This window comes from Nocardiopsis flavescens, from assembly GCF_900141985.1.
In the GTDB taxonomy this organism is placed as follows: domain Bacteria; phylum Actinomycetota; class Actinomycetes; order Streptosporangiales; family Streptosporangiaceae; genus Nocardiopsis; species Nocardiopsis flavescens.
Genome location: NZ_FQZK01000012.1, coordinates 175377 through 188716, shown reverse-complemented (window position 1 = coordinate 188716; position 13340 = coordinate 175377). Strand labels below are relative to the sequence as shown.

9 protein-coding genes are annotated in these 13340 nt (G+C 73.2%); 7 read left to right on the top strand and 2 right to left on the bottom strand.

Going from position 1 to position 13340, the window contains the following annotated elements; genetic code table 11:
- Window positions 1-2 precede the first annotated feature (2 nt).
- Window positions 3-1004: an NAD(P)H-dependent flavin oxidoreductase gene (locus BUE45_RS19820; protein ID WP_073380851.1), complete on the top strand. Its 1002-nt coding sequence runs from the start codon at window positions 3-5 to the stop codon at window positions 1002-1004.
- Window positions 1005-1290: 286 nt separating this feature from the next.
- On the opposite strand, the gene BUE45_RS19815 is transcribed toward BUE45_RS19820, so the two are convergent.
- Window positions 1291-3111, bottom strand: a complete 1821-nt coding sequence (locus BUE45_RS19815; protein WP_073380850.1) for an AMP-dependent synthetase/ligase — start codon at window positions 3109-3111, stop codon at window positions 1291-1293.
- A 268-nt stretch (window positions 3112-3379) separates the two neighbouring features.
- On the opposite strand from BUE45_RS19815, the gene BUE45_RS19810 reads away from it, so the two are divergent.
- Together BUE45_RS19810 and BUE45_RS19805 are read left to right on the top strand one after the other, a co-directional pair.
- Window positions 3380-4591, top strand: a complete 1212-nt coding sequence (locus BUE45_RS19810; RefSeq protein ID WP_073380849.1) for an acetyl-CoA C-acetyltransferase — start codon at window positions 3380-3382, stop codon at window positions 4589-4591.
- A gap of 35 nt (window positions 4592-4626) precedes the next feature.
- Window positions 4627-6792, top strand: a complete 2166-nt coding sequence (locus BUE45_RS19805) for a 3-hydroxyacyl-CoA dehydrogenase NAD-binding domain-containing protein (RefSeq protein WP_073380848.1) — start codon at window positions 4627-4629, stop codon at window positions 6790-6792.
- A gap of 80 nt (window positions 6793-6872) precedes the next feature.
- On the opposite strand, the gene BUE45_RS19800 is transcribed toward BUE45_RS19805, so the two are convergent.
- The gene (locus BUE45_RS19800) at window positions 6873-7523 is read right to left on the bottom strand and encodes a TetR/AcrR family transcriptional regulator (RefSeq protein ID WP_073380847.1); all 651 of its coding nucleotides are present in this window, start codon (window positions 7521-7523) and stop codon (window positions 6873-6875) included.
- A 264-nt stretch (window positions 7524-7787) separates the two neighbouring features.
- Between BUE45_RS19800 and BUE45_RS19795 the strand changes: the two genes are divergently transcribed.
- The 4 genes from BUE45_RS19795 to BUE45_RS19780 all read left to right on the top strand — a co-directional run bounded on the left by BUE45_RS19795 (window position 7788) and on the right by BUE45_RS19780 (window position 13332).
- Window positions 7788-9014, top strand: coding sequence for an oxygenase MpaB family protein (locus BUE45_RS19795; protein WP_073380846.1), 1227 nt, complete (start codon window positions 7788-7790; stop codon window positions 9012-9014).
- 123 nt (window positions 9015-9137) lie between these two features.
- Window positions 9138-10370, top strand: coding sequence for an oxygenase MpaB family protein (locus BUE45_RS19790; protein WP_073380845.1), 1233 nt, complete (start codon window positions 9138-9140; stop codon window positions 10368-10370).
- A gap of 154 nt (window positions 10371-10524) precedes the next feature.
- Window positions 10525-12837 (top strand): molybdopterin cofactor-binding domain-containing protein, encoded by a 2313-nt coding sequence (locus BUE45_RS19785; RefSeq protein ID WP_073380844.1) that lies wholly within the window; start codon window positions 10525-10527, stop codon window positions 12835-12837.
- Between the two features lie 18 nt (window positions 12838-12855).
- Window positions 12856-13332 carry a (2Fe-2S)-binding protein gene (locus BUE45_RS19780; protein ID WP_073380843.1) on the top strand — a complete coding sequence of 159 codons (477 nt, stop codon included), beginning with the start codon at window positions 12856-12858 and terminating at the stop codon, window positions 13330-13332.
- The last annotated feature ends 8 nt before the right edge of the window (window positions 13333-13340 follow it).

The window sequence follows — 13340 nt, the reverse complement described above, 5'->3', positions numbered from 1 at the left end:
AGATGCTGACGACCCGGTTCTGCGAGACCTTCGGGGTCGAGCACCCGATCGCCCAGGGCGGCATGCAGTGGGTGGGCCGCGCCGAGCTGGTCGCGGCCGTGGCCGAGGCGGGCGCCCTCGGGTTCCTGACCGCGCTGACCCAGCCGACCCCGGAGGCGCTGGACGCCGAGATCCGGCGGTGCCGGGAGATGACCGACAAGCCCTTCGGCGTCAACCTCACGATCCTGCCGTCCATCACCCCGCCGCCCTACGACGAGTACCGCCGGGTGATCATCGAGAGCGGGGTCGGGGTGGTGGAGACGGCCGGGTCCAACCCGGCCGAGCACATCCCGGAGTTCCACCGGGCCGGAGTCAAGGTGCTGCACAAGTGCACCAGCGTGCGCCACGCGGTCAAGGCCGAGGAGGTCGGCGCCGACGCGGTGAGCATCGACGGGTTCGAGTGCGCGGGCCACCCGGGCGAGGACGACGTGCCCGGACTGGTGCTCATCCCGGCGGCGGCCCGGCGGCTGTCGATCCCCATGATCGCCTCGGGCGGGTTCGCGGACGGCCGCGGCCTGGCCGCCGCGCTGGCACTGGGCGCCGACGGGGTCAACATGGGCAGCAGGTTCCTGTGCACGGTCGAGTCGCCGGTGCATCGGCGGGTGAAGGAGCGGATCGTCGCCGGGACCGAGAAGGACACCGAGCTGATCTTCCGGTCGCTGCGCAACACCGCGCGGGTGGCGAGCAACACGGTCAGCCGGAAGGTGGTGGAGATCCTCGACGGCGGCGGGGCGTTCCCCGACGTCCGGGAGCTGGTCGCGGGCGCACGCGGCCGGAAGGTGTTCGAGGAGGGGGACCTGGAGGCCGGGATCTGGAGCGTCGGCCTGGCCCAGGGGCTCATCGACGACATCCCGACGGTGCGCGAGGCCGTGGACCGCATCGTCGCCGAGGCCGAGGACCTGGTCTCCCGCCGCCTGCCCGCACTGGCCGGCGGCGTCCGCGGGGACGCGGCCCCGCCCGCCTGACCGCGGCGGACGACCGGGGACCGGGCCCGCACGGGCACCGGTCCCCTCTCCGTGCGGGCACCCGGCACGGAACACGGGCGGGGATCGGCCCCCCGGGCCCGCCGCGCGGTGCCGCCCCCGCGCGGCCTCGGCGCGGGGGCGGCGGGCGGTCCGCGGGCCCGGAGGCGCCGCCGGCCGCCGGCGGGCCCCGCCCTCCCCGCAGGCGGAGGGCGGGGCGGGGCGCGGTCGGCGGGAGGGGTCCCCGGCCGGGCCGGGAGGGCCGGCCGCGCCCGTCTGCGGCGGACCCCTAGTACATCGAGTCGATGACGTCGGCGTACCGGTCCACGATGACCCTGCGCTTCAGGCTCAGCTTGGGGGTCAGCTCCCCCGACTCCGCGGTCCACGGCCCGGCCAGGACCCGGTACTTCTTGACCTGCTCGGCGTGGGACAGGGCCGCGTTCGCGTTCTCGACCAGCTCGTCGAGCGCCTTGAGCACGTCGGCGTGGCGGGCCAGCTCCTCCGGTCCGCCCGCCTCGATCCCCGCCGAGCGCGCCCACAGGGGTGCCGACTCCTCGTCCAGGACGATCAGCGCGGTGACGTAGGGGCGGCCGTCGCCGACCGCGACCGCGTACGCGACGAGGGGGTGCGACCGCAGGGGGGACTCGATCGCGGTGGGGGCGATGTTCTTGCCCCCGGAGGTGATGATCAGCTCCTTCTTGCGGTCGGTGATGGAGACGATGCCCCGGTCGTTCACCGTGCCGATGTCGCCGGTCGCCAGCCAGCCGTCCCCGTCCGTGGCGGGCACGACGGCGCCGTCCGCGTCCAGGTACCCGGCGAAGACCACCGGGCCGCGCACGAGCAGCTCCCCGTCCTCGGCGGTGACGACCTCGATGCCGGGCCCGGGGCGGCCCACCGCGCCCGGCTCGAACGCCCCGGGCGTGCTGACGGTCGCGGAGCCGGTGGTCTCGCTGAGCCCCCACACCTCGTAGACGGTCAGGCCGATGCCGGCCAGGAACTCCAGGACCGGGACGGGGATCGGCGCCGCGCCGCTGAAGCTGCGGTGGCACTCGTCGAGCCCGACGGCGGCCCGGATCGGCTTCAGGACCTCCCGGTCCAGGTACTCGCCCTGTTCGAGCAGGTCGGCGGGCACCTCCTCCCCGCGGGACCGGAGGCGGTGGATCCGTGTGGCGGTCTCGCGGGCCGGGGCCACCGCGGCGGCGGCCTCCTCGGGGAGCGCGTCGAGCCGCATCCTCAGCCCGGCCGCGAGCTTCTCCCACACCCGCGGGACCCCGAAGAACCCGTTCGGCCGGACCGCGCGCAGGGCCAGCGGGAGCTGCGCCGGGTCCGCGCAGATGGTGACGTGCCCGGCGTTGCAGATCGGCATGTAGACGCCGAGCACGCGTTCGGCGATGTGCGCCAGGGGCAGGTAGGCCACCGTCCTGGGGTGGTCGGGCACCTCGACGAGGTGGTCCTGCATGAGGGACTCGTGGATCACGTTGCGGTGGGTCAGCACGACCCCCTTGGGCTCGCCCGTGGTGCCCGACGTGTACACGAGGGCGAGCGGCCGGTCCGCGGTGACGGCGTCGGTCAGCTCCTCGAACTCGGCGCTGCCCGCCTCCGGGACGGTCTCCCCGCGCAGGCCGGCGTACGCGGCGAACCGCCCGTCCCCGGAGCGGACCAGGGCGGGGTCCAGGACGACGACGGCGCGCAGGTGCGGCAGCTCCTCCAGGACCGGCTCCCAGCGCCGCATCTGCTCGGGCCCCTCCAGCACGACCATGGTGGCCGCGCTGTGGTGGGCGATGTAGCGGATCTGCTCGGTGCTCAGGGTCTCGTACGCGGTGCAGGCCAGGGCGCCGAGGTGGATCGCCGCCAGGTCGACGACCCAGTGCTCGGGCCGTTTGGACATCGCGATCAGCACCCGGTCGTTCGGCCGGATCCCCAGGAGGGAGAAGGACCGGGTGAGGGCCGCGACCTCGTCGCGCAGCCGCGACCAGGTCCAGGTCTGCGCGTCCGGGCCGAGGCCGTCGGTGAGGGCGGGGTGGTCGGGATAGAGGAGGGCGTTGCGGCGCAGCAGCCGGGGGATCGTCTGTCCCTCAACGGCCTGCCGCACCTGTTCCGCGATCGTCACGGGGGGTTCCCTTCGTCGTGAGCCGCCAGGACACGGTGTGAGTGGCACCACACTGTGCCTTTGTTGTCCCTATGTCAATAGGTGATGGCCGAGATCCCGTTTCGACGCACGTGCAACGCACCGGACCCGATTCGATCAAGGACAGCGACCGCGAACCACTATTGACAAACGGACAACAAGAGTGATCATGAGGAGGGCCGGGCGCGGTGGACCGCCGCGCCGCGCACGGGCCGGGGAGCGGCTCCCCGGCGGAAGGGACGGCACGCACGTGACCACCGAGGCGTACATCTACGAGGCGATCAGGACGCCGCGGGGCCGGGGCCGGAAGGGCTCCCTGCACCAGGTCAAACCCCTGTCCCTGGTGACCGGGCTGATCGGCGAGCTGCTCCGGCGCCACCCCGGCCTGGACCCCGGGCGGATCGACGACATCGTGCTCGGGGTGGTCTCCCCCGTGGGCGACCAGGGCATGGACATCGCCAGGACGGCGGCGCTGGCCTCCGGCCTGCCCGACCGCGTGGCGGGGGTCCAGCTCAACCGCTTCTGCGCCTCCGGCCTGGAGGCGGTGAACACCGCCGCGCAGAAGGTCCGCTCCGGCTGGGATCGGCTGGTGGTCGCCGGCGGGGTGGAGTCCATGTCGCGGGTGCCGATGGGCAGCGACGGCGGCCCGATGAGCGACGACCCCGAGACCAACTACGACACCTCCTTCGTCCCCCAGGGCATCGCCGCCGACCTCATCGCGACCGTCGGGGGCTTCTCCCGCGACGACGTGGACGCCTACGCCGTGCGCTCCCAGCGGCGGGCGGCCCTGGCCTGGTCCGGCGGCCGGTTCGAGAAGTCGGTCGTCCCGGTCCGGGACCGCAACGGGGTGCCGCTGCTGTCCCACGACGAGCACATGCGGAGCGAAACGACGGTGGAGGACCTCGGCGGGCTGGAGCCCGCCTTCGCCGGGATCGGCGACCTGGCGGGGTTCGACGCCGTGGCGCTCCAGAAGTACCACTGGGTGGAGCGCATCGACCACGTGCACACACCGGGCAACTCCTCGGGGATCGTGGACGGCGCGGCCCTCGTCCTGGTCGGCTCCGGGCAGGCGGGCGCCGAACTGGGACTGACGCCCCGCGCGCGGATCGTGTCCGCCGCGGTCGACGGCGCGGACCCGACCATCATGCTCACCGGCCCCGCCCCGGCCACCCGCAAGGCGCTGGACCTGGCCGGGCTGACGGTGGACGACATCGACCTGTTCGAGATCAACGAGGCCTTCGCCGCGGTGGTGCTCAGGTACGTCGAGGACCTCGGGCTCCCCTGGGACAAGGTCAACGTCAACGGCGGCGCCATCGCCATGGGCCACCCGCTCGGCGCGACCGGGGCGATGCTGGTCGGCACGGTCGTCGACGAGCTGGAGCACCGCGGCGCCCGGCGCGCCGTGGTCAGCCTGTGCGCGGGCGGCGGCATGGGCATCGCCACGGTGGTCGAACGCGTCTGAGCCCCTCCCCGACCACGAAAGGAAACACCGCAGCGATGCCCGACACGAACATGTTCACCTGGGAGCAGGGCGCCGACGGCGTCGTCGTCCTGACGATGGACGACCCCGACCGCGCCGTCAACATCATGAACCGGACGTACGTCGACTCGATGCAGGCCACGGTCGAGCGGCTGGAGGCCGAGCGCGAGGGCATCACCGGCGTCGTCCTCACCTCCGCCAAGGCGAGCTTCTTCGCCGGGGGCGACGTCGACTCCATGAGCCGGGCCCGGCCCGAGGACGCCGCGGACCTCAGCGACCTGTGCGCGACCCTGAAGTCCCAGCTGCGCCGCCTGGAGACCCTCGGCAGGCCGGTGGCCGCGGCGATCAACGGCACGGCGCTGGGCGGGGGGTTCGAGATCGCGCTCGCCTGCCACCGCCGGATCGCCCTGGACGCCCCGGACAGCCGCATCGGCCTGCCGGAGGCGACCCTGGGCCTGCTCCCGGGGGCGGGGGGCGTCAGCCGCACGGTCCGGCTGCTGGGACTGGAGAGGGCGCTGGCGGACGTCCTGCTCCAGGGCCGGCGGTACCGGCCCGCGCAGGCGCTGGCCAAGGGCCTGGTGCACGAGCTGGTCGACACCCCCGGAGAACTGCTGGCCCGGGCCGTGGAGTGGGTCCTGGCCAACCCCGGCGCGGCGCAGCCCTGGGACCTCGCGGACTACCGCATGCCCGGCGGCTCCCCCGCGCACCCCTCGGTGCGCAGGTCCCTGCCCGCCCTCCCCTCGGCCCTGCGCAAGCGGCTCAGGGGGGTGGACGCGCCGGCGCCGCGCAACATCCTCGCCGCCGCGGTCGAGAGCGCGCAGGCGGACTTCGAGACGGGGCAGCGGATCGAGACCTCGTACCTGGTGGAGCTGATGGTCGGCCAGGTCTCGAAGAACATGATGCAGGCGTTCTTCTACGACATGCAGCACATCGAGGGCGGGGGCAACCGCCCGCCCGGGTACGACCGCTACGAACCCGCGAGGGTCGCGGTGCTGGGCGCGGGCATGATGGGCGCCGGGATCGCCTACTCCTGCGCCCGCGCCGGGCTGGAGGTCGTGCTCAAGGACGTCGACACCGCCGCCGCCGAACGCGGCAGGGGGTACTCGGAGAAGCTGCTCGCCGCGGCGGTCGACCGCGGCCGGACGACCCGGGAGGAGGCCGACGCGGTGCTGGCGCGCATCCTGCCCACGGCGGAGGCGGCGGACCTGGCCGGCTGCGACCTGGTGATCGAGGCGGTCTTCGAGGACCCCGGCCTCAAGGACGCGGTCCTCAAGGAGGCCGAGGCCGTGGTCGGCCCGGACGCCCTGCTGGCCTCGAACACCTCGACCCTGCCGATCACCGCACTGGCCCGGGGCGTGAGCCGGCCGGAGGACTTCGTCGGCCTGCACTTCTTCTCGCCGGTGGACAAGATGCCGCTCCTGGAGATCGTCGCCGGCGAGCGCACCGGCGACCGCGCCCTGGCCAGGGCCGTCGACGTCGCCCGGCGGATCGGCAAAACGCCGATCGTGGTCGACGACGGCCGGGGCTTCTTCACCAGCCGGGTCATCGGCAGGTTCGTCGACGAGGCGGTCGCGATGCTCGGCGAGGGGCTCTCCCCCGCGTCCGTCGAGCAGGCGGGCGCCCAGGCGGGCTACCCCACACCGCCCTTGCAGCTCATGGACGAGCTGACCCTGACCCTGCCCCGCAAGATCAGGGAGGAGACCCGGGCCGCGGTCCTGGCCGAAGGGGGGGAGTGGACGCCGCACGGCTCGGAGGCGGTGGTCGACCGGATGATCGACGAGTTCTCCCGCGGGGGGCGCGCGTCCGGGGCGGGCTTCTACGAGTACGCGGACGGCGTGCGCACGCGGCTCTGGCCCGGCCTGTACGAGCACTTCGCCGTCCCCGGCCGGGAGATCCCCTTCGAGGACATGAAGGAGCGGATGCTGTTCGCCGAGGCCCTGGACACGGTCCGCTGCCTGGACGAGGGGGTGCTGCGGTCGGTGCCCGACGCCAACGTCGGGTCGCTGCTGGGCATCGGCTTCCCGCCGTGGACCGGCGGCGCGCTCCAGTACGTCAACGGCTATCCCGGGGGGCCTCCGGGGTTCGTCGCCCGGGCGGAGCGGCTCGCCGCCGCCTACGGCGAGCGGTTCGCGCCGCCCGCCTCGCTCGTGGCCCTGGCCCGGGCCGGCGGACGCTACGAGTGAGCGCGCACCGGACGGGGGCGGCCCGGACCGGCCCCCGTCCGGCCGTGCCCCTCCCGCGCGCCGGCGGCGCGCGGGAGGGGTCACCGGCCGGGGGGTTCCAGCATCGGGACCAGGAACCGCTCGGCCACCGAACGCAGCTCCGCGTCGTCGTCGAGGTCGATGATGTGGCTGGGGATGATGAGGAAGGAGGCGGAGACGCGGACCATCAGCTCGGCCACGCGCTCGACCTCCACCCCGGCGGAGATGTGGCCCGCCTGCTGTTCGAGGCGCAGCTGTCCGGCGACGAAGGCGCGCACGGTGGCCAGCGTGTGCCCGCCGTCGCCGATCATCGACGGCGCCACCACGTCCGGCTCGTCGTCCAGGAGGCCGCCGATCAGCGGGTTCCCGCGAATGGCCCGCAGCGAGCTCACGAAACCGCACACCACGCGTTCGGAGACCGTCTCGGCCTGTTCGATGTCGACGAGGAAACGGTCGAAATACCGGCGGAACTCCCGGCGCACCACACTTTCGACCAGCACGTCCTTGGTGGCGAACCGGCGGTAGACCGTGATCCTGGACAGGCCCGCCCGGCGGCCCACGTCCTCCATGGTGGAACGCCGGATTCCCAGTCGGCAGAACTGCTCGTAGGCGGCGTCGAGCAGGCGTGTCGTCGTCGCGTCGTGGTCCTCGACCCGGCCGACCGCGTCGGCGTACGCACGTTCCAGGAGCGATTCCGATTCTGTGGGCGCCATGGGAACAGAGGGTACCGGTTCCGCGCCCGCCTCCCCCGCCGCCCGAGGTCACGGCGGTCGCGCGGCGCACGGGCGCCGCTTCGCCGCCCTGCCCGGACCGGACCGGGAAAGAGTCCGCACCGGTATCGGATACCCGAATGCGATCCGAATTTCCCGGACTACGGGTCTGGCTTTCCCTATTCACTTGTGTTTCGCTGATGATACGTAGATGCAAACTACGTATCACAGTATCACTCTGTCCTCTATTTCGAGAGGGATTCAGTCATGGGGCAGTTCAGCAGGCGCCAGGCCCTGATCGCGGCCGGTGCGTTCGGCGCACTGGTGGCCGCGGCACCGGCCCAGGCGCGCGCGATGGTCGGCTGGACGTGGTCGCCCAGGGGCTCGGTGGCCGGTTCCGGCGCCGGACTCGACCCGTTCGAGGTCTGGGACGAGGTCGCGGACCCGCTCCTGAGCTCACTCCTGGACCGCGGCGCCGTTCCCGGGGTCAACGACCTCCTGTGGAACTGGGAGACGAACGCGCAGCCGCTGCCGGACGGGCTGCCGGCGGACCTGCGGGACTTCATGGAGGAGGCCCGGCGGATGCCCTCCTGGGCCGACCGGGACAAGCTCGAACTCGCGGCCCGGTTCAACACGACCCACGGCCTCTACCTCAACCTGTGCAACGGACCCGGCGGGGGCATGCTGGCCTGCGCCATCCCCAAGGAGGCGCGCTCGGTCTACTACTCCGCCGGCGGCGCCGACATGGAGGACCGGGTCGCCAAGACCAGCATCTTCGGGTTCTCGGTGGGCTCCCTGGACGCCTTCCGCCCCGAGGGCACCTGCGTGGTCGAGTGCGTGAAGACCCGGCTGGTGCACGCGGCGGTGCGGCACCTGCTGCCCCAGTCCGAGCGCTGGCGGGAGTCGTCGGACGAGACCGTCCCGATCAACCAGGAGGCCATGCTCGTCACCTGGCACACCCTGCCGACCTTCGCCATGCGCAAGATGCGGGAGTGGGAGGTCTCGGTCTCCGACGACGAGGCGGAGGCCTACCTGCACGCGTGGCAGGTCGCCGCGGCCCTGATCGGCATCTCCGAGGAGTACATCCCCGCCACCTGGGAGGCCGCCTACGCGCAGTCCGACCAGATCATGGCCCGGAACATGGGCCCCACCGACGAGGGCGTCGTCCTCGCCGACACCCTGCTCTCCCAGCTGGCCGAGCAGACCAGCCCCGGCAGCATCAGCCGGCCGCTGTGCAACGCGCTCGCCCGGTTCCTGGTGGAGGACGAGACGGCCGACTGGATCGAGGTCCCGCGCGAGCGCCGGTGGGACTACCTGATCCCCCGGCTCTGGCCCGCCCTGGTGCGGTTCCGCGAGGGGCTGATCACCCGCCCGGCGGTGCCCGCGCTGGCGTGGACGCTGGAGGAGGCGATCCGCCGCTACATCCTCTTCTACCTCACCAAGGGCGAGGAAACGAAGATCACCATCCCCACGGGCAACCGCCCCGACAACTGACCCCCGCGGTCACCGCGTTCGCACGCACGCCCCCCGGCGCGCCCCGGGCCCCCGGGCCCGGTCCCCCGACACACCCCCCTTCGGGCCGCCCGCGCACCGCGGCCCGGCGAAGGAGTTCAAGGCATGTACGACCCCACCAGACGCAAGGTGCTCGCGGCCGGAGGGCTCCTGGGAGCCCTCGGGGCCATGGGCATGATGTCCCCCGCCCGCGCGCGGACCCTGACCGAGTGGTCCTGGCCCGCCGGAGACTCCGTGGCCGGCTCCGGGCCCGGTGTCGACCCCCACCTGATCTGGGACGCCAAGGCCGACCCGGTGGTCTCCGCCCTCCTCGACGACGGGGTGGTCCCCCAGGTCAACGAGCTGCTCCGCAAGTGGACCCGCAACGACCAGCCCTTACCCCAGGGCCTGCCGCGGGACCTGCGGGACTTCATGGAGGAGGCCCGGGAGCTGCCCTCCTGGACCGACCAGGACAAGCTGGCGACCGCGGTGGAGTTCAACGAGAAGCGCGGGCTCTACCTCGGCGTGCTCTACGGCCTGGCGAGCGGCATGATGTCCACGGTCATCCCCCAGGAGGCCCTGGCGGTCTACTACTCCAAGGGCGGCGCGGACATGAAGACCCGCATCGCCAAGACCGCCAAGCTCGGATACGACATCGGCGCGTCCAACGCCTACAAGCCCGACGGCGAGATGGTCGTGACCGCCGTCAAGACCCGGCTGGTCCACGCCGCGGTGCGCCACCTGCTCCCGCAGTCGCCCCGGTGGGCCGAGGTCGCCCCCGAGGAGGTCCCCATCAGCCAGGCCGACATCATGGTCACCTGGCACAGCCTGCCCACGACGGTGATGCAGAAGCTCGCCGCGTGGGAGGTGCCGATCCCGGAGGAGGAGTCCGAGGCGTTCCTGCACACCTGGCAGATCGGCGCCCACATGCTCGGTGTCGACGACGAGTACATCCCCGCCACCTGGGAGGCGGCCGACGACCAGGCCGCGCAGGTGCTCGACCCCATCCTCGCCCCGACCCGCGAGGGCGTCGACCTCGCCGACATCCTCCTCGGCCTCGGGGAGGAGGTCGACCTGGGGATCATCAGCAGGCCGGTCCTGGGCTCGTTCACGCGGTTCATGCTCGGCGACGAGATCGCCGGCTGGCTGGAGATCCCCCGGGAGCCGTTCTGGGACCGGGCGCTCGACACCTTCTGGGACCCCTTCGTCGCCGTCCGCGAGGGCGCGCTCGACCGGTTCCCCGGAACGAGCGGCCTCTACTGGACCTTCGACGAGTTCCTCCGCAGGGCGGCGCTCCTCTTCCTCTCCGAGGCGAAGCCGATCAGTATCGAGATCCCCACGCACAACCGGCCCGAGTGAACACGGGCCCCGGCGGCACCGCCGCCGGACGGCGGGGAGGGGGCGGCGCGGTGGCGACACCGGGCCGCCCCCGGCCCGGTCCCGGCCACGGGGCCGGGCGGGCGCGGCACAGGCCGCGGTACGGAGACGGAACCAGGGCGAGGGGATCGACCGGATGAGCAGGACCGCAGGGCCCGACGCGTCGGAGCCCGGAGCACACCCCGTCGGCAGGCGGCGGTTCATCGGCTACGTGCTGGCCGGGACGACCCTGGTCACGGCGGCGGGCCTCCTGCCGGCCGCCGGGGCCGCCGCGGAGGAGGGGGCGCGGGCCGCGGACCTCACCGACGTGGTCGACCTCAACGACGTGATGACGCTCGCCGCCGAACCCACGGCGTACCTGATCAGGGTCGAGGTGCACGACGACGGCACCGTCTCCTTCGCCCTGCCCCGGGCCGAGGTCGGCCAGGGCATCACCACCTCGACGGCCATGCTGATCGCCGAGGAGATGGACCTGCCGGTGGACCGGGTGCGGGTCACCCTGGCCGACGCCCGGCCGGAACTCCTGTTCAACCAGCTCACGGGCGGCTCCAACACGACGATCTCGACCTACACGCCCGTCCGCGTGGCCGCGGCCCTGGCGCGCAGGCGGCTGCTGGAGGCGGCGGCGGCCGAACTCGGCACCGGCATCGACGGGCTCACCGTCCGGGACGGGGTGGTCAGCGACGGGTCGGGGCGGAGCAGGGACTTCGGCTCCCTGGCGGCGGCGGCCGCGAGCGCGCGCACCGAGCGGGCCGAGGTGCGGCTCAAGGCACCGGGGGACTTCACCGTCATCGGTGCGCCCCGCGGGCGCGTCGACGCGCTGGACGCGGTCACCGGGCGCAAGAAGTTCGCCATGGACCTGGACGTCCCCGACGCCCTGCCGACCATGGTGTGCCGGGCCCCGACCATCAACGGCACGGTCGGCTCGGTCGCCAACCTGGAGGAGGTCGCGCGGATGCCGGGCGTCACCGACGCCGGGGTCGTCTCCACCGGGGTCGCCGTGCGCGCCGCGACCTTCGGACAGTGCATCGACGCCGTGCGCGCCCTGGACGTGTCCTGGGAGGCGGGCACCGTCGACGGGATGTCCGACGACGACGTGCTCCGGGACCTGGGGCGGGCCGAGGCGCCCATGCTCCCCCGGCCCCCGTTCAGCTCGACGGTGGACGAGAAGTTCACCTTCCACTTCCGCAGCAACAGCGCGCTGGAGCCCAACTGCGCGATCGCCGACGTGCGCCCGGGGAGCGCGGAGGTCTGGGCGGGCCTCAAGGCGCCGATCGTCGCCCGCGGCGCCATCGCCGCCAGGCTCGGCCTGCCCCCCGGCGCGGTCACCGTGCACGTCACCGAGAGCGGCGGCTCGTTCGGGCGCAAGCTGTTCTTCGACGCCGCCCTGGAGGCGGCCGAGGCGTCGCGGCTGTTCGGCAAGCCGGTCAAGCTCATGTGGCACCGGGCCGACGATACCCGGCAGGGGCGCACCCAGCCGATGGCGACCTCGCGCGTGCGCATCTCCCACATCGGCGACAGGGTGCTCCGCTACGACCAGCGGCACACCGGCGTCTCCACCGACCTCGGCCACGGGTTCGGGGACGTCATCACCGCCATGGCCGCGGAGATCCCGGGGCTCGACGGCACGTTCGCCCAGGTGTTCTTCCAGCTCTCCCAGGCGACGTCCTACGACTTCGGCCTGGGCGGCAGGCTGCTCAACGAGGTCGGCCGGGGCTTCAACACCGGCAGCATGCGCAACGTCTACTCGCCGAACGTGGTGTGCGCGCGCGAACTCGTGGTCGACCGCCTGGCGCGGGAGCTGGGCCGCGACCCCTACGAGTTCCGGCGCGACCACCTGAAGGACGAGCGCTCCCGCGCGGTCCTGGACAAGGTCGCCGAGGTCGGCGCGTGGGGCCGGGAGATGCCCCCGGACACGGCGCAGGGCATCGCCTTCATGCACGAGTACAAGGCGGACTGCGCGGTGCTGGTCGAGATCGACTGCCGCCGCGAGACCGTCGAGCGGCCCGTCCGCAACGGCGTGGCGGGCCCGCGCGTCACCAAGGTGGTCCTCGCCGTGGACGTCGGCCTGGCGGTCAACCCGCTCGGGCTCGAAGCCCAGATGCAGGGCGGCGTCATGGACGGCATCGCGCTCGCCCTCACGTCCGGCCTGCACCTGGAGGACGGACACTTCCTGGAGGCGAGCTGGGACAACTACTTCTACACCCGCCAGTGGAACGTGCCGCCGGAGTTCGAGGTGATCGTGATGCCGGGCACCGGGGAGCCCGGGGGCGCCGGCGAACTGGCCGTCGCACCCGCCCAGGCCGCCGTCGCGTGCGCCTACGGCCGTGCCACCGGGACCATGCCCACCACCTTCCCCGTCAACCACGGGGAGCCGTCCTTCGAACCCGTACCGACCGTTCCGCCGGTCCCCGCGCCGCCCGCCGACGGCCTGGACCACGTCGACTGAAGCGAGGCCACACCCCCCATGCCCGAACACACCTTCCGCCTCAACGGCGAACAGGTCACCGTCGACGTCGCCGGAGACGTGCGCCTGCTGTGGGTCCTGCGCGACCTCCTCGGCGTGACCGGCCCGAAGTACGGGTGCGGCGTCAGCGTCTGCCGGGCCTGCGTCAGCCATGTCAACGGCAGGGCGTTCACGCCGTGCACCGTCCCCGTCGAACAGCTGGAGGAGACCGACGAGGTCACCACCATCGAAGGCCTCCCCGCCACCGTAGGCGCGGACCTGCACCCGATGCAGGAGGCCTGGCTGGAACACGACGTCTCCCAGTGCGGCTACTGCCAGCCGGGCCAGATCATGGCCGCCGTCGCCCTGGTCCGGCGGGTCGCCGAGGAGGGCCGCGCGATCACCGAGGCCGACCTGGACGGCATCCGCAACATCTGCCGGTGCGGCACCTACAACCGGATCCGCGAGGCGATCAGGACCGGCGCCGCACGCATGTGAACCCCGCC